At 59.5% G+C, this 23,469-nt stretch carries 19 protein-coding genes; 13 read left to right on the top strand and 6 right to left on the bottom strand.

The window, feature by feature from the left end; translation table 11 throughout:
* Positions 1 to 166 precede the first annotated feature (166 nt).
* Entirely contained in the window at positions 167 to 2,461 is a 2,295-nt protein-coding gene (gene parC / locus BY454_RS02805) for a DNA topoisomerase IV subunit A (RefSeq protein WP_104415118.1), read from the top strand.
* On the top strand, positions 2,445 to 3,671 hold the full coding sequence (gene serB, locus BY454_RS02800) for a phosphoserine phosphatase SerB (RefSeq protein WP_181049631.1): 1,227 nt from the start codon (positions 2,445 to 2,447) through the stop codon (positions 3,669 to 3,671). Before parC ends, serB begins: the two co-directional genes overlap by 17 nt.
* Before the next feature lie 70 nt (positions 3,672 to 3,741).
* On the opposite strand, the gene BY454_RS02795 is transcribed toward serB, so the two are convergent.
* The 3 genes from BY454_RS02795 to epmB all read right to left on the bottom strand — a co-directional run bounded on the left by BY454_RS02795 (position 3,742) and on the right by epmB (position 8,947).
* Positions 3,742 to 5,826 (bottom strand): EAL domain-containing response regulator, encoded by a 2,085-nt coding sequence (locus BY454_RS02795; protein WP_104415117.1) that lies wholly within the window; start codon positions 5,824 to 5,826, stop codon positions 3,742 to 3,744.
* 107 nt (positions 5,827 to 5,933) lie between these two features.
* Positions 5,934 to 7,751, bottom strand: coding sequence for a GTPase (locus BY454_RS02790; RefSeq protein ID WP_104415116.1), 1,818 nt, complete (start codon positions 7,749 to 7,751; stop codon positions 5,934 to 5,936).
* Between the two features lie 125 nt (positions 7,752 to 7,876).
* The gene (epmB, locus tag BY454_RS02785) at positions 7,877 to 8,947 is read right to left on the bottom strand and encodes an EF-P beta-lysylation protein EpmB (protein WP_104415115.1); all 1,071 of its coding nucleotides are present in this window, start codon (positions 8,945 to 8,947) and stop codon (positions 7,877 to 7,879) included.
* Between the two features lie 45 nt (positions 8,948 to 8,992).
* On the opposite strand from epmB, the gene efp reads away from it, so the two are divergent.
* Complete coding sequence (gene efp / locus BY454_RS02780; RefSeq protein ID WP_104415114.1) at positions 8,993 to 9,568, top strand: elongation factor P; 576 nt, start codon at positions 8,993 to 8,995, stop codon at positions 9,566 to 9,568.
* 8 nt (positions 9,569 to 9,576) lie between these two features.
* Entirely contained in the window at positions 9,577 to 10,545 is a 969-nt protein-coding gene (gene epmA, locus BY454_RS02775; RefSeq protein WP_104415113.1) for an EF-P lysine aminoacylase EpmA, read from the top strand.
* A gap of 5 nt (positions 10,546 to 10,550) precedes the next feature.
* On the opposite strand, the gene asd is transcribed toward epmA, so the two are convergent.
* Entirely contained in the window at positions 10,551 to 11,417 is an 867-nt protein-coding gene (asd, locus tag BY454_RS02770) for an archaetidylserine decarboxylase (protein ID WP_104415112.1), read from the bottom strand.
* A gap of 143 nt (positions 11,418 to 11,560) precedes the next feature.
* Between asd and motA the strand changes: the two genes are divergently transcribed.
* Positions 11,561 to 12,412, top strand: a complete 852-nt coding sequence (gene motA, locus BY454_RS02765) for a flagellar motor stator protein MotA (RefSeq protein WP_104415111.1) — start codon at positions 11,561 to 11,563, stop codon at positions 12,410 to 12,412.
* 35 nt (positions 12,413 to 12,447) lie between these two features.
* Positions 12,448 to 13,407: a flagellar motor protein MotB gene (gene motB / locus BY454_RS02760; RefSeq protein ID WP_104415110.1), complete on the top strand. Its 960-nt coding sequence runs from the start codon at positions 12,448 to 12,450 to the stop codon at positions 13,405 to 13,407.
* A gap of 27 nt (positions 13,408 to 13,434) precedes the next feature.
* On the opposite strand, the gene rsgA is transcribed toward motB, so the two are convergent.
* Positions 13,435 to 14,490, bottom strand: coding sequence for a small ribosomal subunit biogenesis GTPase RsgA (gene rsgA, locus BY454_RS02755; protein ID WP_104415109.1), 1,056 nt, complete (start codon positions 14,488 to 14,490; stop codon positions 13,435 to 13,437).
* 511 nt (positions 14,491 to 15,001) lie between these two features.
* Between rsgA and orn the strand changes: the two genes are divergently transcribed.
* Complete coding sequence (gene orn / locus BY454_RS02750) at positions 15,002 to 15,553, top strand: oligoribonuclease (RefSeq protein WP_104415108.1); 552 nt, start codon at positions 15,002 to 15,004, stop codon at positions 15,551 to 15,553.
* 9 nt (positions 15,554 to 15,562) lie between these two features.
* On the opposite strand, the gene queG is transcribed toward orn, so the two are convergent.
* On the bottom strand, positions 15,563 to 16,642 hold the full coding sequence (gene queG, locus BY454_RS02745) for a tRNA epoxyqueuosine(34) reductase QueG (RefSeq protein ID WP_104415107.1): 1,080 nt from the start codon (positions 16,640 to 16,642) through the stop codon (positions 15,563 to 15,565).
* 140 nt (positions 16,643 to 16,782) lie between these two features.
* Between queG and BY454_RS02740 the strand changes: the two genes are divergently transcribed.
* The 6 genes from BY454_RS02740 to hfq are packed head-to-tail and all read left to right on the top strand — an operon-like array spanning position 16,783 to position 23,425.
* A complete protein-coding gene (locus tag BY454_RS02740) occupies positions 16,783 to 18,345 on the top strand; it encodes an NAD(P)H-hydrate dehydratase (protein ID WP_104415106.1) in 1,563 nt (520 codons plus the stop codon).
* The gene (gene tsaE / locus BY454_RS02735; protein WP_104415105.1) at positions 18,342 to 18,836 is read left to right on the top strand and encodes a tRNA (adenosine(37)-N6)-threonylcarbamoyltransferase complex ATPase subunit type 1 TsaE; all 495 of its coding nucleotides are present in this window, start codon (positions 18,342 to 18,344) and stop codon (positions 18,834 to 18,836) included. Before BY454_RS02740 ends, tsaE begins: the two co-directional genes overlap by 4 nt.
* Before the next feature lie 35 nt (positions 18,837 to 18,871).
* Positions 18,872 to 20,176: an N-acetylmuramoyl-L-alanine amidase gene (locus tag BY454_RS02730; protein ID WP_258075545.1), complete on the top strand. Its 1,305-nt coding sequence runs from the start codon at positions 18,872 to 18,874 to the stop codon at positions 20,174 to 20,176.
* A gap of 20 nt (positions 20,177 to 20,196) precedes the next feature.
* On the top strand, positions 20,197 to 22,098 hold the full coding sequence (mutL, locus tag BY454_RS02725; RefSeq protein WP_104415103.1) for a DNA mismatch repair endonuclease MutL: 1,902 nt from the start codon (positions 20,197 to 20,199) through the stop codon (positions 22,096 to 22,098).
* 5 nt (positions 22,099 to 22,103) lie between these two features.
* A complete protein-coding gene (miaA, locus tag BY454_RS02720) occupies positions 22,104 to 23,138 on the top strand; it encodes a tRNA (adenosine(37)-N6)-dimethylallyltransferase MiaA (RefSeq protein ID WP_104415102.1) in 1,035 nt (344 codons plus the stop codon).
* A gap of 35 nt (positions 23,139 to 23,173) precedes the next feature.
* Positions 23,174 to 23,425, top strand: a complete 252-nt coding sequence (gene hfq, locus BY454_RS02715; RefSeq protein WP_104415101.1) for an RNA chaperone Hfq — start codon at positions 23,174 to 23,176, stop codon at positions 23,423 to 23,425.
* Positions 23,426 to 23,469: the final 44 nt, after the last annotated feature.

Here is a 23,469-nt window from a genome sequence, read left to right as displayed (position 1 = left end):
GGGCCGGCCGGTTGCTGCTCCATTGGGGAATTCCGCTATTGGAAATTGGTGTATCCGGGCCGGCGTCCATATAATGGTGCGCCATTACTGTCGGCCATTGGCCGGGGGCGAAGCGTAGCATAATACGCCACATTTTATGTCAGGTATTCCAGGCAAAGGGGCATCCATGCCAGAGTTTCAGACGACGGATGAAGGTTTTGAGCGGGTCTCGCTCAGGGACTACACCGAAAAAGCGTACCTGGACTATTCCATGTACGTCATTCTCGACAGGGCCCTTCCCAACGTGGGTGACGGTCTTAAACCGGTCCAGCGGCGTATTGTGTACGCCATGTCCGAGCTGGGGCTGAAGTCCACCTCCAAGTACAAGAAGTCGGCCCGTACCGTGGGTGATGTACTGGGTAAATTCCATCCTCACGGCGACAGCGCCTGCTACGAAGCCATGGTGTTGATGGCGCAACCGTTTTCCTACCGGTACCCACTGGTAGACGGCCAGGGCAACTGGGGCTCGCCGGACGACCCGAAATCCTTCGCTGCCATGCGTTACACCGAATCCCGGCTGGCGCCATTCGCCGAGGTGCTGCTGGGCGAGCTGGGGCAGGGCACGGTGGACTGGGTGCCCAACTTTGATGGCACCATGGATGAGCCGTCGGTCTTGCCGGCGCGACTGCCTCATGTGTTGCTCAATGGCACCACCGGCATCGCGGTGGGTATGGCCACGGACATCCCGCCCCATAATGTTCGCGAGGTGACGGCTGCCTGCATTCGTCTGCTGGACGAACCGGAAGCGACGGTCGACCAGCTGTGCGAACACGTTCAGGGTCCGGATTTCCCGACCCGGGCTGAGGTTATTACCCCGGCAAAAGACATTCGCAAGCTCTATGAGACCGGCCGGGGCTCACTGCGCATGCGCGCCCGCTGGGTGCGTGAACACGGTGAGATTGTGGTCACCGACCTGCCGCACCAGGTGTCCGGTAACCGGGTGCTGGAACAGATCGCCCAGCAGATGCAGACCAAGAAGCTGCCAATGGTGGCGGACCTCCGGGACGAGTCGGATCATGAAAACCCCACCCGGCTGGTGATTGTGCCACGCTCCAACCGGGTAGACCTTGAAGGCCTGATGGCACACCTGTTCGCCAGTACCGACCTGGAGAAGACCTACCGGGTTAACCTGAACATGATCGGGAACGATGGTCGCCCCGGTGTGAAATCCCTGCCCGAGGTGCTGACCGAGTGGCTGGCTTTCCGCAAGACCACGGTGACCCGCCGACTGCAGCATCGCCTGGATAAGGTATTGGCGCGGTTGCACATCCTTGAAGGCCTGTTGGTCGCCTACCTGAACATTGACGAAGTCATCGAGATTATCCGCTACGAGGACAAGCCCAAGGCCGAGTTGATGAGTCGCTTCGGGCTTTCCGCAGACCAGGCCGAGGCCATCCTTGAACTGAAACTTCGCCACCTGGCCAAACTGGAAGAAATGAAAATCCGTGGCGAGCAGGACGAACTGTCCGCCGAGCGGGACGAACTGCAGGCCATCCTGGGCTCTGAGGACCGGCTGCGGGAGCTGATCAAGAGCGAGCTGGAACAGGACGCGGAAACCTTCGGCGATGACCGTCGTTCACCCATCGTTGAGCGCCAGGAAGCCCGGGCCTTTAGCGAGACAGATCTGGTTTCCAACGATCCGGTCACCATCGTGCTGTCGGAAAAAGGCTGGGTACGGGCAGCCAAGGGCCATGATATTGATCCGGTAGGTCTCAATTACAAGGCCGGTGACCGTTTTGCCCTGGCGACTCGGGGCCGAAACAACCAGCAGGCGATTTTCCTGGATTCCACTGGCCGGGCCTACGCGTTGATGGCGCATTCGCTGCCTTCAGCGCGGGGGCAGGGGGAACCTCTGACCGGCCGGATCAATCCGCCATCGGGTGCGACCTTCTCTGGCCTGCTGACAGGCAAGCCTGAGCACAAAGTGCTGCTGGCCACCGACGCGGGCTACGGTTTCGTTACTGAGCTGGATAACCTGATCAGCAAGAACCGGGCTGGCAAGGCCGTGGTAACGGTGCCCAAAGGGGCTCGAATACTGCCTCCCGTGATGGTGCCGGAGACCCGCTCAACACTGTATATTGCCGCGGTCTCCAATGAAGGCCGTATGCTGGTGTTTCCGTTGTCGGAACTGCCCGAGCTGGGCAAAGGCAAGGGCAACAAAATGATCAGCATCCCGGCGGCCCGAGCCCAGAATCGGGAAGAACTCGTTGTCGCCCTGGCGGTCTTCGGTGAGGAAGACCAACTGGAAATCCGGGCCGGCAAGCGCAAGTTGGGGCTGCGCTTCAGTGATTTGGAACATTATCTGGGTGAGCGGGGGCGTCGGGGCCACAAGCTGCCCCGTGGCCTTCAGCGAGTGGATACCATTGACGTGATACCATCCGCGGCCCGTGCGCAAGAAGAGGAGAATGCGGACAGTGAGTGAACTGGTACTGATTAACGTATCCGGGCGGGACAAGCCGGGGCTGACGTCGGAAATTACCGGCATTATGGGCCAGTACGATGTCCGCATTCTGGATATCGGCCAGGCGGTGATCCACGATCACCTGACCTGGGGCATCCTGATCGAGATTCCGGACGAATCCCGTTCGTCGCCGGTGATCCGGGATCTGTTGTTCCGCCTGCACGCGCTGGACCTGCAGGTACGCTTCGCCCCCATCACCGAAGAGGAATACCAGGCCTGGGCAGCGGGTCGTAACCGGGCCTGCTACATCGTTACCCTGCTGTCCCGGGATATCAAGGCAGAGCAGATTGCCCGGGTGTCGGCCATCACTGCCCGCCACGGGCTGAATATCGATAACATTACCCGCCTGTCTGCGCGACCGTCGCTGAATCCTTCTGACAACCGTATTGCCTGCGTCGAGTTTTCTGTCCGTGGCACGCCCACCGACCTGGAGCAACTGCGCGCGGATTTCCTGCACATTGCCGGGGAAATGAACGTGGATATCGCGTTCCAGGAGGATTCCATCTTCCGTCGCAATCGCCGTCTGGTGGTCTTCGACATGGATTCCACGTTGATTGAGGCGGAAGTGATCGACGAGCTGGCCCACGAGGCCGGTATCGGGGATCAGGTGGCTGAAATTACCGAGAGGGCGATGCAGGGTGAGCTGGATTTCAGTCAGAGCTTTGCCGAGCGGCTGGCTCTGCTGAAAGGGTTGGACGAGTCGGTGCTGGAAGGCATCGCCAACCGGCTTCGGATGACTGAGGGCGCCGAGCATCTGATCCGCAGCCTGAAGGCGCTGGGTTACCGGACTGCCATCCTGTCCGGTGGCTTCACCTACTTTGCCCGTCGGCTGCAGGAAAAGCTGGGCATTGATTATGTCTATGCCAATGAGCTGGAAATCGTCGATGGCAAGGTGACCGGTGAGGTAAAAGGGCAGATTGTCGATGGCCAGCGCAAGGCCGAGCTGCTGCTGGAAATTGCCGAGAAGGAGCACATTTCCCGGGAGCAGGTGATTGCCGTGGGCGATGGCGCCAACGATTTGCCCATGCTCAGTCAGGCGGGCCTGGGCGTGGCTTTCCGGGCCAAGCCCCTGGTGAAAGAGTCCGCGCGCCACTCCATATCCACCCTGGGGCTGGACGCCATCCTGTACCTGATCGGTTTCCGGGAAAGCGAAACCAACCAGGCCCTTTAGGAAGGATTTATCGACAAAAAAGGCGAGCCGGATATTGGCTCGCCTTTTTTGTGGGTACCTGGAACGGCTCTCAGTTCTCGCTGAAGTCGTAATTCATTTCCGGCACCGGGGCCTGCAGGTAATAGCCCTGAATGTAATTCACGCCTGCCTGCCACAATGTGGCCAGCACACCAGCATTCTCCACGAGCGGAATAATCGTCAACTTGCCAGAGCTTTGCAGGCTCTTCACCATTTCCTTGACCTGTTGCTTGGCATCGTCGTTCTTCTGGATTTCCTCGGTGAAGGAGCCGTCGATCTTCACGTAATCGGCGTCGATGTGCTTGAGGGTGTTGAACGGATTCAGCGCACAGCCGAACTGGGAGATGGAGATCTTGCAGTGCAGCTCATGCAGGGTTTTGGTGAACTCCTTGGCCTGTTTCATGTGGTTGCTGGCGTCGCCTTCGCGGATCTGGAAGATGAGCGAATCGCCGGGCAGCCGGGCCGCCTTGAGTGCCACGCTGAGCCAGGGAGTGAAGGTCTTGTCCTGAAGCGTTTCGGCCGTCAGGTTAAGGAACATCTTGGTGTTATGGCCCCGGGAGCGGTGACTGGCCAGTTGCTTGATGGTCTGCAGGATCACCCAGCGGTCGATCTTGATGGTGGTCTCGCTGGGGCCGACCGGTGGCAGGAAGTCGTAGGGGGAGATTTCCTTGTCATCCTTGTCGAGCATGCGCACAAAGGCTTCGTAATGCTCCTCGTCTTCGCCACGCAGGTTGATCACCGGCTGGAAAAGCAGGCGGAAACGGTTCTCGTCCAGGGCACGCTGGATGGCTTCCGCCGAATTGCTCTGGTCCAGGGTTTCGTAGTCCGCCGGGTTGTAGACCAGCACGCCATTGCCCTGGCTGTTGCCTTCCTGTTTTTTCACCTCGGCCGAAGCGGTATGGGCGCGGCCCATCATGTCCTCGGCTTTCGGGGAGTTCTCGGTAATGGCCGCAATGCCGATCGAGACAGTTAGAGGTACGGTGTGACCATTGATGTCGAACAGATGGTCTTCCACCGCTTTACGGATGGTCTCGCACTGCTGTTCCATGCTTTTTTCGTCGCAGGGCAGGCACATCATGCAGAAAGCGTCATCACTCAAACGGGCCAGGGTCATATCCTCGCCGGCCTTCTCGCGCAGCAGGCTGGCAAGGTCGCCAAGCAGGATGTCGGCACCGGAGATGCCCACGCGTGTCTTCATGGACAGGAAATTGTCCAGGGCGATGTAGGCCAGTGCGCCGGTCTGGTTGCTCTTGCCGGCTTCGGCGACGGCTTTGCCCAGCAGGCCCATCATATGCTGGCGGTTGTACAGGCCGGTCAGCAGGTCCTGGCTGCTGATTTCCTGCAGCTTTTCCTCCAGTTCGGCATCGGAGTGCTCGGGCTGCAGGACGATCTGGGTGCAGGTCTCGCCGTCGAAGGTTGCAGCGGATACCGACATGGTAACGTCCAGTTCCTGGTCGTCACTGCGCCGGGCGGTGCAGTTGAGCGTCATGCCGTCTTCGCCCTTTTGGGCGAACTCTTTCATGAATTCTTTGTATTTTTCCTGGCTTTCCGGGGTCAGGGTGTCGAGCACCGGAATGCAGATCATCTCATCCAGGTCGTCATAGCCCAGCAGGTCCAGATAGGACTGGTTGGCATGGATGTGCATGCCGTCGTTGATGTAGGCAATGGCGTCCTTGGAACTTTCCAGCAGCAACTGACACCGTTGTTCGGCTTCTCGCAGGTGGGATTCGAGTACACGCCGCCGGCGCCTGTCCTCCAGCGCCGCCAGCTCTCTTTTGGCAGTCAGCACCAACAGATCGGTATGTTCGAAGGGCAGGGCATCCTGGGCGCCAGCGCGCATGATGCCCACGGTGCGGTCATGATCAAATGCTTCGGTCAGCAGGATGAAGGGGATGTCTTTATCCATGCGCTTGATGATGGCGAGAACATCGTCCGGACCGAACTCCTGCTCAAGATCCCTGGCCAGAACCAGATCCCAGGTGGAGGTCTTGAGGGCTTCTTCCAGGTCTTCCTCGGAGGTGATCCGGTGCGCCCTGGTTGCGCGGCCTGCATTTCGCAAAAGGCTGACAACCGACTCCGCATCGTTCTGGGATGGGTCGAGGATTAACAGGTGTACGGTGGTGTTGTTCTTATGCATTCGAAAGAGATCTCATGACGCCCGTGGGTGATCTGGCCGCCACCCCGTTGTTTAAGTTTGCTGTTGGTTATGATGCAGGGCCTTGAAGCCGATAACAACCGGATATGTCACAACGAGGGCCAGAGGGAGTCAAACTCGTCATCGGTTGCCGTGCCGCCACCGGAATGCTGGCCCGGTGATCCCGTGCCGGACACCACTTCGGAACCATAGACCTTCAGTTCAAACTGGCTGACACTGCCGGTGGCCGAGACTTTCTTGAGCAGTTGTGCCTGATCCTCGCAGCCGTCGTGCAGGAGCGAGATTCGGTGTCCGGTCTGGAAGGGCATCCGGGGAGTGACCAGCGTTGCCGCCTGATTGACCACGTTGATTTCCGGCAGCATCAGGCCACGGAGGTATTCGCTGCTGTTACCCGTTTTCTGGATCAGGCGCACGGCGCAGGGGGCGGCGCTGGGCGCGAGCAGTTCAATGCCCAGTTGCGTGCCCTGGTTCTTGATCTGACGCAGCCACCGGACCACCGCAATGCTCCAGGGGTAGGAGGGGTGTTCCCGTACCCCCAGGATTTCACCGGCTTGCAGCGATGGCGGTACATTGTGCTCCCAGGCCACGCAATAGCCACCTGGGCTGGTGTTGACCAGTAAGGTCTGGTGCGATTGGGGCCGATTGCGCGGGGCCTGGGTGCTGGCGTGGTTGTCGGAGCCGCGACGGAAGGTGATCGGGGTTTCACTACCGTGCAGGCGGTGTTCGTCCGGTTCGGTATCGTGGGCTTGTGCCCATGGGTCCTTTTCCTCGTTGGCGCGTTTGATGAACAGGTTTTCCTGTTCATGATGCGAGCTTTCATTGCCATCAAGGAATTCGGAGAAGGTTTTTTCACCCGACACGAAGTAGTGGGTGGCGCTCAGCCCCACGCAGACTTCCAGGGTGCCCTGGCTGGCAATCCGGTTGAAATTCCGCTTGGCCAGAATCCCGAGCGCCTGGCTCAAGTGTGTGAGCAGGGTGTCACTGACATTACCGGGCACGGCCAGGGGTGTTTTATCCTGGGTCTTGTTTCGCTTGGCCTCCAGCAGTTCAGACAGGTAGCCGGATAGCGTGGTGGTATCAAATCCGTAACAGTCGTCTTCCGGGGCCTGGTTCAGCAGGCTCCGGTAGATGGGCGGCTTGTCCCGTTTGGGGTTGACGATAAACAGGCTATCGGTACTGGCATCGGGGCCGCAGTGGGTGAATGGCGTCCAGGTTTCGAACAGCTCATAGACCTGCGTCAGTTCGTTCTGGCGCAACTGGTTTGGTCGCGCGCAACCGAGAAGCAGGACCCGCTTGTAGCTGTCCTCCACCGTGCTGGTGCGCTGGTGGTCCAGAGTGTTGTCTTCCACCTCCTGGTCAAGCAGGTCATGCTGCCAGGCAAATCGGTACAGGTTGTGGGCTTCGAACCAGCTGCGGCGAGGGCTGGGACAATAAAGCTGATGGGAGCGCAGGATGGTTGCTCCCAGTTCGGAAATGATGCGATGGGTCACTGTCGCAATGGGACGCCGGTGTTTGTCTGCACCGCCGTTATCCAGAAACTCCAGCAGGCAGAGCTTGTAGCCGTTGGCCAGGTGAAGCTGTAGGGCCTGGGTCAGGTTGGCAATTTTGCGCTGTTTTTCGGGCAGGGCAATGGCCAGTCCCAGAAAGTGGCGGGATAGCTCGGCACAGACAAAGTGGATCTTGTCCCGAATGATTTCCAGAAATTGCAGGCGCTGCTGGGGTGCCATGAACACCTGATTCAGCTCCAGGATGGCGTGATACAGCTGGCGTGACGCCTCGCCGACATTCACCATGGGCAGTTGTTGGGCCCAGAGCCGGAACGCCTTGGGCGTCGTGTCACAGAAAGACAGACTGGCCGTTTTCTGTTCCGGCACCTCAAGGTCTGGTTTGCTCAAATTACCTTCCATGTTTCAACGCCAATGTCTGTACGGCACCTGCGCGTTTGAAAGCGCTTAAGAAAAATGCCGTAATTATTGATAAACAATAAAGTTCAGGATAGCAAAACCGCTAAAAAAAGCGAGTCGCCAACTGCTTACAGCAGCGGCGTCTTACTGGCGGCTCCAGGCAGTTCCCGCACCAGTTTGGGAACCAGGAATCCCGGGAGTTGTTCCATCAACTCACGGACCAGGGCTTTTGCCCGGTCGTCATTCACTGCAAAGTGGTGGGCGCCCTCCACCGGGTCAAACGCATGTAGATAATAGGGCATGACTCCCGCCTCGAACAGGGTCTCGCTCAGTTGCGCGAGAGTGTCTGTGGAATCGTTCACACCTTTGAGGATCACGCTCTGGTTCAGCAGGGTGACGCCGGCTTCCCGCAGTCGTGACAATGCCTGGCGGGTTGCCTGATCAAGTTCGGCCGGGTGGTTGATGTGCACCACCAGGACTTTTTGCAGTCGGCTTTCCGACAGCCATTTCAGCAGTGAGTCATTCACCCGCTGGGGAATGACCACCGGCAGGCGCGAGTGAATGCGCAGGCGGCGGAGGTGAGGAACCGTGTCGAGGAGTTCTGCCCACTGGGCCAGCAGCCGGTCGTTGGCCGCCAGGGGATCGCCGCCGCTGAAGATCACTTCGTTGATCTCCGGGCTGGCGGTCAGGGTGTTGATAACCTCGTGTCGGTCGTCCGGTGACAGCCGGTGTTCGCCGTAGGGAAAGTGTCGCCGAAAACAGTACCGGCAGTTGATGGCGCAGTGGCCGGTGACCATCAGCAAAGCCCGGCTGCGGTACTTGCGGATCAACCCGGTGGTCTGGATGGCGTCATCTTCGCCCAGGGGGTCCCGGACAAAACCGGGTTCCTGATGGCTTTCCTCAATGAGTGGCAATACCTGGCGGAGCAGCGGGTCATTCGGGTTGCCTGGCTGCATGCGCTGCACAAAGGGCTCGGGCACGCGAACCGGGAAAAGCCCATGACCGGCCCGGGCACCTTTCAACCAGGGCTCCACGGGAAGCCCAAGCCGTTTCAGAAGTTCCTCGGGGCTGGTGATGGCGTTGCTCATCAGTTTCTGCCAATCCGGCCTGGGTTCGGGAATCTGAAGGGTCGCTGTCCCGGTGGCGGGGCGCTGGCTGCTTTCCCGGGCTTCTATCGAGGCGGGGGTTCGCTGTATCATAGCGACTTTTGGCATTTTAACGACATTACGTCAGGTGAACATTTCATGGCTTCATATTCTACCAACGAATTTCGCGGCGGTCTCAAGGTTTTGCTGGATGGTGACCCCTGCATCATGCTGGAAAACGAATTCGTCAAACCGGGCAAGGGCCAGGCGTTCAATCGCGTCAAGCTGCGCAACCTGATGACCAACCGGGTCTGGGAACGCACCTTCAAGTCCGGCGAAAGCCTCGAGGCGGCCGATGTGGTCGAGCTGGATATGGAGTACCTGTATTCCGATGGTGAGTTCTGGTACTTCATGATGACCGATGGCTCCTTCGAGCAGTACCCGGCCAGTGAAAAGGCCGTGGGTGACACCATCAAGTGGCTCAAGGAGCAGGACACGTACACCGTGACTCTGTACAACGACGCCCCGCTCAGCGTGACCCCGCCGAACTTCGTGGAGCTGGAAGTGGTGGACACCGATCCTGGCATGAAAGGTGACACCGCCCAGGGCGGCTCCAAGCCCGCGACTCTTTCGACCGGCGCCGTGGTGAACGTCCCGTTGTTTATCACCATCGGTGAGGTGCTGAAAGTGGACACCCGCACCGGTGAGTACGTCAGCCGCGTCAAGAGCAGCTGATTTCTCCGATGACGATGGACTCTTCCTGGCGGCCGACGGCCTCCTGGGATGCCCTGAAAAGCCGCGCACAGCAGTTGCAATATGTGCGCGGCTTTTTTGCGCAACGTGGGGTGCTGGAGGTGGAAACCCCGGTGCTGGGGCGCCATGGTGTGACCGATGTGAACCTGGACGGCGTGGCAGCCCAGCCTGGGCTGGGAGAGGTGCCGCAGGGCTGGCTGCAGACTTCGCCGGAATACCACATGAAACGGCTGCTGGCGGCCGGCTCCGGATCGATCTTCCAGGTGTCCCGGGTGTTCCGCAGCGGCGAGCGGGGTCGGCGTCATAACCCGGAATTCTCCATGCTTGAGTGGTACCGGGAAGGCTTTGATGATTCGGAGTTAATGGCCGAAGTGGCCGAGCTGGTCTGCGGTTGGCTGGATTGTGATTGGCCCGAGGTTGTCACTTACCGTGAGGCGGTCCGGCGGAGCGCCGGCTTTGACCCCATGACCATCAGCGACCGGGATCTGCAGCGGTACTGTGAGCAGTGGCTTGAGCCCGAGCAGCTGGCGGGGCTGGGCAGGGATGGCTGCCTGGATTTGGTAATGAGCTTTCAGGTGGAACCGACGCTGGGGCAGGGCAGGCCAGCATTTATCACCCATTACCCGGCCTCGCAGGCGGCGCTGGCCCGGATCTCAACAGAAGATGGGTATCCGGTGGCCCACCGCTTCGAGCTTTATTGTCAGGGGCTTGAGTTGTGCAACGGCTACTGGGAACTGACCGATGCCCGGGAGCAACGCCAGCGTTTTATGGCGGATAACGAGCAGCGTAAACGCGCCGGTAAGCCGGAAATGGCGTTGGACGAAGCGTTCCTGGCGGCGGTGGGTGCCGGGCTGCCGGAGTGTTCGGGCGTGGCGCTGGGACTGGATCGGTTGCTTATGCTCAAGCTGGGAACCAGCGACATCAGCGATGTGCTGGCCTTTCCGATAGAGCGGGCCTGAGGCGCTCAGGCGTCTTTATTATCCAGCGCCCCGAAGGCCTCGCCCAGACGGACTTTCTTGCCGGCAATCTGGTCCGCGTTCCACTGCACGCTGCCTTTAGGCATGACGGCGATGACCGTGGAGCCAAGGCGGAAACGGCCCATTTCTTCACCTTTTTCAAAGCGCGGGGCTTCATCGCCGCTGTACTCCCAGTGAGAAACCTGGTGAGGGTTGGGCGCGACCACGCCGGCCCAGGTGGTCTCCACGCTGCCGACAATCATCGCCCCCACCAGCACCAGTGCCATGGGGCCGGCCTCAGTATCGAACAGGCAAATAACCCGTTCGTTGCGGGCAAAGAGGTTGGGTACCTGTTCGGCGGTGGTCGGATTGACCGAGAACAGCTTGCCGGGCACATAGGTCATGCCTGTGAGGGTGCCGGCCATGGGCATGTGAATGCGGTGATAGTCGCTGGGTGACAGGTAGACGGTCGCAAACTCGCCGTCCTCAAAGGGCGCGGCGCGTTCAGCATCGCCACCGAGCAGTTCGGTGAGGCTGAAGGATTGCCCCTTGGCCTGGAATACGCGATCGCGGCTGACTTGCCCCAACTGACTGATGGTGCCATCCACGGGGCTGGTAAACACCGTCTCGTCACCCTCGATGGGCCGGGCTCCGTCTTTCAGGGCCCGCGTGAAGAAGGCGTTAAAAGTGGGGTAGGCGGTGAGGTCCGGTTCAAGGGCTTCACTCATGTTCACGCCGTACCGGCCGATAAACCATTTGATGACCCGGTTCTTCAGGGCAGGCGCTACGTCCATGTCGGCGAGGCGGCCGGCCAACCGGGAAACCGCCAGCTGCGGGGTTACGTACTGGCTGAGAACAAACAGTTTATCAAGCATCCATGAAGTCTCTTGCGTTAAAACGACCGGCAAGTTTATCAAATTGTAACCACTGTATAGAAATGGTTTTGAAGTTTCGCGGTTGCGGCAGAGGCTTGCTATGATCGACCCCCTTAATCGGACGAAAGGCGTACATTGATCCCATGTTGTTGATTATTGGAGCTGTAATAGTTATTGCCAGCGTGCTGGGCGGCTACGTCCTGCACGGCGGCAATCTGGCTGTACTCTGGCAGCCAACCGAGGTGCTGATTATTGGCGGTGCTGCCGTGGGGTCGTTCGTTATTTCCAATTCCCTGCATACCATCAAGGAAGTGTTTCAGGGTGTGCTTCGCCTGCTGACTGGTTCGCCATTCAATAAGTCCTATTACATGGATCTTCTGAGCCTGATGTACGAGATTTTCGACAAATCCCGTAAACAGGGCGTGATGGCCATTGAAGAAGACATCGATAATCCGGAGAGCAGCCAGATTTTTACCCGGTATCCGGCCGTGATGAAGTCAAAGTACCTGCTGGATTTCATCACCGATTACCTGCGCATTATCAGTACCGGCAATATGGCGGCCCACGAGCTTGAAGGCATGATGGAAAACGAGATTGATAGCCGTCAGCATGAGCTTGAGGAGCCGGCTCACGCGGTTAACAAGATCGCCGACGCCTTGCCGGGCCTGGGTATTGTTGCTGCCGTTCTGGGGATCGTCATCACCATGAACTTCCTGAGCGAAGGCCCCGAACGCATTGGCTTGAGTGTGGCCGCGGCCCTGGTGGGTACCTTTATGGGTATCTGGATGGGCTATGGTTTCATCGGCCCCACCTCGATTGCACTGGAACATGCCGCCAAGTACGAACTCAAGGCCTATGAGTGTGTGAAATCAGCCATCGTTGCGACCGTCTCCGGCCAGGCGCCCCAGATGGCCATCGAGTTTGGCCGCAAATCGCTGCCCACCGATAAACGGCCTGGGTTCCAGGAACTGAACGACCACGTGCGTTCCAAGTGATCATTGTCCAGGCATCGGGCTAGACGGAGTAGGGCGTGGAAGAACAGCCGATAATCATCAAACGCAAGAAGAAGGTGGTCGCCGGTCATCACGGTGGCTCCTGGAAAGTGGCGTTTGCCGATTTTGCCACCGCCATGATGGCCTTCTTCCTGGTGCTGTGGCTAACCGCCACGGCGACCCCGGAGCAGAAGCTGGCGGTTGAGGGTTACTTCAAAGATCCTGTTGGCTTTACCGAGGGTGGTTCACCAAGTCCAGTGGATCTGGAGGGCAGTGCGTCGGTGATCCAGGAATCAACGCAGGACGTGGCACCTAATCAGATTCAGCTGAAAGACGAAACCGTCGACCAACTGTCCGAAACCCTGGAGCAGCGCCGAATGCAGGAGCTGTTCCAGGAGCTCCAGGAGCGCATCGAGCAAAGCGAGACCCTGAAGGAATTCAAGGATCAGCTGCTGATCGATATCACGGATGAAGGTCTGCGTATCCAGATCGTTGATCGCTCCGGCCGCCCCATGTTCGACAGTGGGCGGGCCGAGCTGAAATATTATTCACAGGACATCCTGTTTGAGCTGGCGGACACCCTGGGAACTGTTAACAACAAGCTCAGCATTACCGGCCATACGGATTCGACGCCTTTCAGCGGCCGCCCCGGTTACACCAACTGGGAGTTGTCAGCCGATCGCGCCAACACCGCACGAAGGGCTCTGGTGGCTGGTGGTGTGCGCCCGGAGCAGATCGCCCGGGTGGTGGGTTTGAGTGACTCTGTGTTGTTCGACAAGGAAAACCCCAGGGCGCCGGTCAACCGTCGAATCTCCATCATCGTCCTGAACAAGAAAACCGCCGACGACATCCAGAGCGGCGCTTCGCGCCCGGACAAGCCTCTGATTGACCTCACCCAGCCCAGCGAAGAGCAGCAACAGGACGCGATGAAACAACTGGAAGGTGATGACTGGTTCAACCAGCCTGATGAACCCGCGCCGGGCGAGCTCAACTGGTAGCAGGCGCCGACCAAGCCGGCGTCTGGCTCAGGAGAGCTTAAGCCCCCGGGCCTGCTGCTCGGTCATGTCCTGGAGGATGCGATGAAAGCTCTTCAGCCGCTCCGGTGAAATGTCGCCCGCCTCGGCCGCCGCGTCCAGTGCGCAACCCGGGTCGCCCATGTGGCGGCAGTTGCGGAACTTGCAGTGGCCGATCAGCGGCCGAATCTCCCGGAAACCGTACTCCAGTTCCTGTGGCGTCATGTGCCAGAGGCCAAATTCCCGGATGCCCGGTGAATCAATCAGATCCCCGCCAATGGGCAGGTGGAACAGGCGGGCAGTGGTGGTGGTGTGAACGCCCTTGCCGGTACTCTCGGATACAGCCCCCACGCGCAGGCTTTGGTCCGGCAGCAGAGTCTGGATGATCGATGACTTGCCCACACCCGACTGACCCACAAAAACACTGGTCTGGCCTTTTACCAGTTCCTGGACTTCCGGTGCCGGCGCATCCTGGGCACTTGCTGCCGAGGTTTGCACCACCTGATACCCCAGGTTTTCATACCGCGAGAGCAGGGTCTGGATCTGCTCGCGGTTATGCTCACCAATCAGGTCGGTCTTGTTCAGCAGGATCACCGCAGGAATGTCTGCGGTTTCAGATGCGACGAGATAGCGGTCAATCAGGTTGTCGTGGGGCTCGGGTTCCGGGGCAATCACTAGGATAATATGGTCAATGTTCGCCGCCACCGGCTTCAGCGCCCCGAAATTGTCCGGTCGCTGCAGCAGGTTGTCCCGGTCGCATCGGGCGACAATCACCCCGGTCTCGCTTTTGCCCGGGCGCCAGATAACCTTGTCGCCGGTCACCAGACTGTCGATGTTGGCCCGCACGAAGCAGCGGAATACCTGACTCTGGGTTTCTCCCTCAAGTGCCTCGATGTCGAGCTGCTGCCCAAAGTGAGCGATCACCAACCCCTGTTGCTCGACGCCAAGCTCCCCGGCCTCGGCCTGTTCCTGAACGGCTTTCTCTTTGCGCGCGGCCCGGTTGGCCCGCTCTTTCTGGATTTTCTCGATACGCCATTGCTGGCGTTTGTTCAGTCTGCGTTTGGCCATGTACTCGTACGTTTTCCGGGGAAGTGGTGTGACACATGATACGTGAATCATGGACAATGGGTTAACTTCGGTGCTGGCTTTCAACCTTGTAGCCTGAAAGTTGCGGTGCGGGGTGCCATGCGGGTAAGGCTTTCCAGGAGACGCTGCGAGCACATCCCTGTGCGCTTAGCTGAAGCCATCCATGGCTTCAGATACTCCTGGAAAGCCTTACCCGCATGGCCCCTTTGTGCTCACTGCTTTTCGCCTGAAATAAAAGGTTTAAGTCGTAAGCACTACAGCCAGAGATTTGTGATCGCAGGAGCAATGGCGCTTCCAAATAAAGCTGTTGGCTCTATTTCAAGGCGGCATGCACGGAATTTGAACGTGTGGGTGGGGGCGTGGGTTGGCTTTCCGAAAATTTTGAAGGCCATGGATGGCCTGAAATAAGCGCACATGGATGTGCTCGTAGCGGTTTTCGGAAAGCCAACCCACGACCACGCCCGCACTGCCACCCAAATAAAGAGGCCCAAAAATGGCAGAACAGAACACAAAGCTAGTCTGGATAGACCTGGAAATGACAGGCCTGGACCCGGAGAAAGAGCGGATCATTGAGATGGCGACCATCATCACCGATTCGGAGCTGAACACCGTCGCTGAAGGCCCGGTGATTGCCATTAACCAGCCGGACAGCCTGCTGGACGCCATGGACGAGTGGTGCACCAAAACCCATGGTGCCAGTGGACTGACCCAGCGGGTGAAAGAAAGCAATGTTAGTGAAGCCGAAGCCGAGCAAATCACCCTCGAATTCCTCAAGGAACACCTGTCCGCCGGCGAATCCCCCCTGTGCGGCAACAGCATCGGCCAGGACCGCCGCTTCCTGGTGAAATACATGCCCGAACTCGAAGGCTTCTTCCATTACCGGAACCTGGACGTGTCCACCATCAAGGAACTGGCCCGCCGTTGGCGCCCTGATGTGCTCAACGGCGTAAAAAAGAAAGGCAGCCACCTGGCACTCGACGACATTCGCGATTCCATCAACGAGCTGCGCCACTACCGCGAGACGTTCTTCAAACTCCAGGAGTAAAGCGGGAGCTTACTGGCCGTGACGGCGCAGGGCCCAGGCCACATGCTCGCGCACCAGTTCCGAAGGATGGTCGGCCCGCTGTTTCAGGGCCTCAATCACGGGAATGGTGGAAGGTGCGTTGCCCAGCCCGACGGCCAGGTTGCGTAGCCAGTTCTCGTAGCCGGTACGGCGGATGGCCGAACCTTCGGTGCGTTTGAGGAACTGCGCCTCGGTCCACAGGAACAGTTCGGCCAGTTCCGAATTGTCCAGTCCATGCCGGGGCTGGAAGTCATTTTCCGCCGTGGCCTTACTGAATTTGTTCCAGGGGCACACCAACTGGCAGTCGTCGCAGCCAAACACCCGGTTGCCCATCTTCGCGCGCAATTCCTCGGGGATCGGTCCCTTGAGCTCGATCGTGAGGTAGCTGATGCAGCGCCGGGCATCGAGTAAGTGAGCACCAACAAAGGCATCGGTGGGGCAAACCTCCAGGCAGGCGGAGCAGGAGCCGCAGTGCTGCTTCTCGAACGGTTCGTCCACCGGCAGGGGCGCACTGGTGAAGATTTCGCCCAGGAAGAAATACGAGCCGGCCTTCGGGTGAATCAGCATGTTGTTCTTGCCAATCCAGCCCAGCCCCGCCCGCTGCGCTAGCCCCCGTTCCAGAACCGGGGCGCTGTCCACGAAGGCCCGGTAGTCATAGCCACTGACCGCCTCGTCGATCCATGTGGCCAAGGTGGCCAGGCGTTTGCGCATGAGTTTGTGGTAATCGCGACCAAGGGCGTAGCGCGTGATGTAGGCCTTTTCCCGGTTCTGCAGGGTATGTTTGGGGTTGTCCGGCGCGGGCAGGTAATCCAGGCGAACCGAGATCACCCGGGCCGTCCCCGGTACCAGGGAATCGGGGGTGTAGCGCTTGTCGCCGTGATCGGCCATGTAGCCCATCTGCCCGTGGTACCCGGCTTTCAGCCATTGTTGCAGGCGTTCGGCATGGGGGCCGGTATCGGCTAGCGTGATGCCGGCGTCGGCAAAGCCCAGGTCTTTGGCCCACTGACGAATACGCCCTGGCATGTCTGCCAGTGGTGTGTGGGTGCGGTTGTCTTCTGGGGAAGTGGCCATGATGACTGCCTGGTGCGGTCGCCTGCGAATATTTAATTTGATTAAGTTATGACCTTTTTTTCTGTTTTGCTATGCTTTACAGGTATCTGGCCAAAGGTCTTAAACCGAATTCTTTACCTGTATCTCTGGAGTCGCGGCCTATGCCGACGCAGACCACGCACAGTTTACCAGAAGCCCTGTATTCCGCCGATGCCGTGCGGGCGATGGATGAGTACCTGATTGGCGAGCAGGGAGTGGATGGTTTTGAGCTGATGCAGTCCGCAGCCCGGGCGGCTTTCCGTCAATTGCTGCGACTCTCACCCCCGCCGGAATCGATTCTGGTGCTTTGCGGTGCAGGGAACAATGGTGGTGACGGCTACCTGGTCGCTGCCAACGCGCTTCGTCATGGCATGAACGTGCAGTGTGTGGCCGTGGCGCCGGTTGAAAAACTGTCCGGTGACGCGCTGAAAGCGGCGAACAAGGCGCGGGCCGAAGGCGTTGAGATACAGGCGCTGGCGGATCTGGCTGAGTCAGAGTTGGAAATAAAGCTCGGGTCTGTCGCCGTCATCGTGGATGCCATGCTCGGAACAGGCGTTACCGGAGCACCAAGGGAGCCGGTCGCCAGTGTGATTCGTGCAGTGAATGCGTCGGGCATTCCGGTGCTGGCCGTGGACCTTCCCTCGGGGCTTAACGCCAATACCGGCGCTGCCGAGGGAGAGATTATTCGCGCAGCTCTCACCGTGACGTTCATTGGCGCCAAAGCGGGTTTGTATACCGGTCAGGGCGTGGGGGCGTGTGGTCGCGTTGTTTTTGAGTCGCTTTCCACGGAAGCCTACCGCGTCAATGACCAGCAGCAGGCGGTAGCCGGCCTATACCGTTGGTCTGCCTGTCAGTCCTGGTTGCCCCAAAGGGCGTTGAATGCCCATAAGGGAAGCTTTGGCCACGTTCTGGTGGTTGCCGGTGACCATGGCTTTGGTGGCGCAGCGCTTATGGCAGCTGAAGCCGCCGCCCGCTCAGGGGCGGGGTTGGTGTCCCTGGCTACCCGCGAGGAACATGTGTCTGCGGCGCTGGCGCGCTGTCCCTCGGTGATGGTGCGCGGGGTTGGCCACGGTAATGATCTGATGCCCTTGCTGGAAAAAGCGGACGTGGTCATTTGCGGTCCGGGCCTGGGTCAAAGCACCTGGGGGCAGCAATTGCTGCAAGCCGTGATGGGCAGTGGCAAACCACGGGTGCTGGATGCTGACGCCCTCAATCTAATGGCCGGACAGGCGCCCTCCGTTTATGATCAGCAGGTGCTTACCCCTCATCCGGGAGAGGCCGCGCGCCTGCTGGGTTGTCAGGTTGCCGATGTGGAGGCCGATCGCCTGGCAGCGGCGAAGAAGTTGCAGCAAATGTTTGGTGGCGTGGTGTTATTGAAGGGTGCCGGTACCGTGATGGTTTCGGGCACCGGGGTACCCGCCATCATTGCAGGAGGTAATCCGGGGATGGCGACCGGCGGCATGGGTGATGTCCTGTCGGGGATGGTGGGTGCGCTTGTGGCCCAGATGCACAATCTGGAAAAGGCCACTATTGCAGCAGCCTGTGCCCACCTGGCGGCGGCCGATCAAGCCGCGCAGCGCCAGGGGTACATGGGGTTGTTGCCCGTAGACGTAATCGAGGCCCTGGCCGGCGTTTTTCGTTCAGTGCAGCCAGTGGTTGCCAGTAGCCGCCGGGAGGGTGAATGAGCATATTTGGTAATGAGCGCCGGTTGTATCTGGAAGGCGAGGCTGAAACCGAGCGCCTGGGCGAGGAGCTGGGAAGGCTCGTTGAAGAATCGGGCCACGGCGCGACCCTGTATCTGGACGGTGACCTGGGCATGGGCAAAACCACCCTGAGTCGGGGCATTATGCGTCGTCTGGGGCACGAGGGCGCGGTCAAGAGCCCGACTTACACGCTGGTGGAGCCTTACGAGGACCTGGAGCCTCCGGTATTTCACTTCGACCTGTATCGCCTTGGCGATCCGGAAGAACTCGAATACATGGGGATTCGGGATTATTTCTCCGATAAAGCGCTGTGTCTGGTGGAGTGGCCGGAACGGGGTGAGGGTGTGCTGCCAGAGCCGGATCTGGAGATCCATCTTGAAAGGCAGGGGGAAGGCCGTTCTGTCGTACTTCGGGCCCGCTCTGAATTTGGCGCTTCCTTGTTGAACGATATTGAACTGATGGGGCAACACTGATGAAACGGTTACTCAGGCTCACGTTCGTGTTTCTGATGATGGCCACGGCCGGCTTTGCCTCGGCGGCCAGTAAAGTGGAAGGTTTGCGGATATGGCCGGCGCCGGATCATACCCGCGTGGTCTTTGACACTGGCAGCCAGGTGAACCACAACGTATTTTCCCTCTCCTCGCCGGCCAGGTTGGTGATTGATCTGAAAGATGTCGCTCTGGCAACCAACCTGGACGCCGTGGATCTGTCCGGTAGCCCGATCCAGCGTATTCGCAGCGCACCCCGTAACGGTGATGACTTGCGCGTCGTGCTGGATTTGAAAAGTGACATCAAGCCCCGCAGTTTTTCCCTGAAACCCAACAAACAGTATGGTCACCGTCTGGTGATCGACCTGATCGACGAGAATGGCACCCGCATTGAACAGGCCAACAGCCCGACACTGACCGAGGATGCCTCGGGCAAGCGGGATATTGTGGTGGTGGTGGATGCCGGCCACGGCGGCGAAGACCCGGGTGCCATCGGGCCGCGGGGCACCCGTGAAAAAGACGTGGTTCTGAGAATGGCGAAAACCCTGGCTGCTTTGATCAACGAGCAGCCAGGATACACCGCCAAGCTGACCCGGACCGGCGATTATTACATCGGTCTGAGAAATCGGACCATCCTTGCGCGTAAGTACAACGCGGATCTGTTTGTATCGGTGCACGCGGATGCGTTCCGCACGCCGCAGCCCAAGGGAGCCTCGGTGTTTGCCCTGTCCCAGCGTGGCGCTACAAGTGAAACAGCCCGCTGGCTAGCCCGCAGCGAGAACCGCTCGGACCTGATTGGGGGCGCGGGTAATCTGTCGCTGGAGGGTCGTGATGACCTGCTTGCCGGTGTCCTGCTTGACCTGTCCATGACCGCCAGCATCAACGCCAGTCTGGGTGTTGGCAGCTCGGTACTTGCTGAGCTGGGGCAAGTGGCCGAATTGCACAAGCCGGGCGTGGAGCAAGCCGCCTTTGTGGTGCTCAAGTCGCCGGATATTCCCTCAATTCTGGTGGAAGCCGGCTTCATCTCCAATCCCACCGAGGAGAAGAAGCTCTCGTCTGACTGGTATCGAAGCCGGCTGGCCAGGGCGATTATGGGAGGCATTGACGATTATTTTCAGACCACACCGCCACCAGGCACCTTACTGGCCTGGCAAAAGCGCAATGGTAACAGTAATGCTGTCAGCCGTTACCAGATCCAGCGTGGCGATACCCTCTCGGCCGTGGCTCGTGAGAACCAGGTTTCTGTTAACGAACTGATGCGTTTTAACGGCATGAATGATGATCGTGTTATGGTAGGGCAAACCATTCGCATCCCTTCATCGTGATTACGAGGTAAGTCCCGGCTATGCCCCACATTCAGTTGCTTCCGCCCCGACTGGCGAACCAGATTGCCGCCGGCGAGGTGGTGGAGCGGCCCGCATCTGTTGTCAAAGAACTGGTGGAAAATGCCCTGGATGCCGGGGCTTCCCGGGTGGATGTGGAGGTCGAGCAGGGCGGTGCCAAGCTGATCCGGGTCCGGGATGATGGCTTTGGTATTGGCGAAGCCGATCTGCCGCTGTCCCTCAGCCGCCACGCCACCAGCAAGATTACCTCCCTGGACGACCTCGAAGCCGTGGGTACCCTCGGTTTTCGGGGTGAGGCGCTGGCCAGTATCAGCTCCGTCTCCCGTCTGGCGTTGACGTCCCGTACCGCAGAGCAGGAAGCCGCGGCGCGGGTGCAGGTGGAAGGCCGCGACATGGATGCCAGCATTACCCCGGCGGCTCACCCTGTGGGCACCACCGTTGAAGTGCGGGACCTGTTTTTCAATACGCCCGCCCGGCGCAAGTTCCTGCGCACCGAGAAAACCGAATTCAATCATGTGGAAGAGTGCATACGTCGCCAGGCCCTGAGCCGCTTTGATGCCGGTTTCACCCTTCGCCACAACCAGAAAGTGGTGCAGAGCCTTCGACCCGCAGCCTCGGACCTGGACCGGGAGCGTAGGATTGGTTCGCTCTGCGGCCAACAGTTCATTGATAATGCGGTGCTGATCGACACCGAAGCCACCGGCCTGCGCCTGTGGGGCTGGGTGGCGTTGCCGACCTTCTCCCGCAGCCAGGCGGACTTGCAATATTTCTTCGTGAACGGGCGGGTGATCCGGGACAAGCTGGTGGCCCACGCCGTGCGCCAGGCCTACCGGGACGTGTTGTACAACAACCGGCACCCGGCGTTCGTGCTGTATCTGGAAGTGGACCCTGCAACGGTGGACGTCAACGTGCATCCCACCAAGCACGAAGTTCGATTCCGCGATGGCCGGCTGGTGCACGACTTCATTTTCCGCACCTTGCACCGGGCCCTGGCCGATGTTCGGCCGGACGATCATTTGCGTGGTGCCGTGGCCGAATCATTTGGGCGCGAAGCCAGTGTCTCACCTGCCGCCGCCCAGACAGCGCCTGCCGCTTCGCCGTTCCCTGGCAACCCGGGAGTCACATACCCCGGTGCCATGAGTGGGCAAGAGCGCCCGGCGGCGCCTTCGCCAAACCCCCAGTGGCAGGCCAGCGACCAGATGGCCTTTTACCAGTCACTGAATGAAGGTGGCGGTGTGGAAAATAGGGGGGCGCAACCAGCGGTGGAGGCTGGATCTGCCGTGGCCCCGGCACCGACGCCACCGCAAGGAACGGGTGAGGAGCCGCCACTGGGTTACGCCATCGCCCAGTTGCACGGCATCTACATCCTGGCTCAGAGCCGGGCCGGGATGATCGTTGTGGATATGCACGCCGCCCACGAGCGCATTACCTATGAGCGTATGAAACGGGCCCTGGATGAGCAGGATCTGAAAAGCCAGCCGTTGTTGGTTCCTATGTCGTTGGCCGTCAGCCAGAAAGAAGCGGCCCTGGCGGAGAGTCATGGCAGTGAGCTTCAGCAACTGGGACTCCAGATTGAGCGCATTGGTCCGGAAACGCTGGCGGTCCGGCAGATTCCCGCCCTGCTGCGGGGCGCCGATACCGAGCAACTGGTACGCGATGTCCTCGCGGATGTGATCGAACACGGCCAGAGTGACCGTGTGAAAGCCATGACTCACGAATTATTGGGAACCATGGCCTGCCATGGTTCGGTGAGGGCGAACCGACAGTTGACGATTCCGGAGATGAATTCCCTGCTGCGGGATATGGAAGCCACAGAGCGCAGCGGTCAGTGCAATCATGGTCGGCCCACCTGGACCCTGGTTACGCTCTCGGAGCTGGACAAGCTGTTTCTCAGGGGGCGTTGACCGGTATGTCCATAACCGATCCCGCCAAGCGTGATTGCCTGCCCCCGGCCATTTTCCTGATGGGGCCGACTGCGTCGGGCAAGACCGATCTGGCCATCGCCCTGTGCCAGCAGTTGCCCTGTGAGATCATCAGTGTCGACTCCGCCATGATCTACCGGGGCATGGACATCGGCACCGCCAAGCCGTCCGGGGAAGAGTTGGCCCAGGCGCCGCACCGACTGATTGATATCTGCGATCCGGCTGAAACCTACTCGGCGGCTGACTTTCGCCGGGACGCCCTGACCGAAATGGCAGACATTGCCGAACGGGGGCGGATTCCGTTGCTGGTGGGTGGCACCATGATGTACTTCAAGGCGCTGCTCCACGGCATGTCGAACCTGCCGTCGGCCAGTCCGGAATTGCGGGCCCAAATTGAGCGCGAGGCCGAAAGCCAGGGTTGGGAAGCTCTGCACCGGGAACTGTCAGAAAAAGACCCGCAAGCGGCGAAACTGATTCACCCCAACAATCGGCAGCGACTGATGAGAGCCCTCGAAGTGATCCGGCTGACCGGCAAGCCGATTTCCAGCTTCTGGCAGGCGGATAAGGCCAGCCAGTCGGCAGGTGTCGAGGATTTCACGTATTCTACCCGGTGGCAGGCAGACGAAAACGCCAGCCTGCCGTATACTGTCTGCCAGTTTGCGCTGGCCCCGGCACAACGTTCCACCCTGCACCAACGCATTGAACGGCGTTTTCTGGCCATGTTGGAAGCGGGCTTTCTGGACGAAGTCAGGGGGCTGATGGCCCGTGGTGATCTGACGCCGGACATGCCCTCGATGAGGTGTGTTGGGTACCGGCAGGCCTGGGACTACCTGGCTGGCCATACGGATTACGAGACTTTTGTGGCGAAAGGCGTTGCCGCCACCCGTCAACTGGCCAAGCGCCAGTTGACCTGGTTACGGAAATGGCAGGACGTGCAGTGGTTGACCACGGCCGACATTTCCCCGGTGCTGGAAACCTTGAAAAGCCAAGGCGTTCGCACCACATTTGAAGAGAATAATTGACGATCTGCACTTACTAAAAAAACAGGAGAACACTCATGTCAAAAGGGCACTCCCTACAAGACCCTTACCTCAACGCCTTGCGCAAGGAACGCATCCCCGTTTCCATTTTTCTGGTCAACGGCATCAAGCTGCAGGGTCAGATTGAATCGTTTGACCAATTCGTGATTCTGCTGAAGAACACCGTAAGTCAGATGGTCTACAAGCACGCCATTTCCACCGTTGTGCCTGCACGTAACGTTCGTATCCCGCCGCAGAACACGGCCGAGGAAGGTGAGTCTGAGGACTGATCACCGTCTTACCGGTTTTTTGCACCCGCGTTCCAGGTCAGGTT

This window comes from Marinobacter persicus (assembly GCF_002934325.1).
Taxonomy (GTDB): domain Bacteria; phylum Pseudomonadota; class Gammaproteobacteria; order Pseudomonadales; family Oleiphilaceae; genus Marinobacter; species Marinobacter persicus_A.
This window is presented reverse-complemented; position numbering and strand designations above follow the sequence as displayed.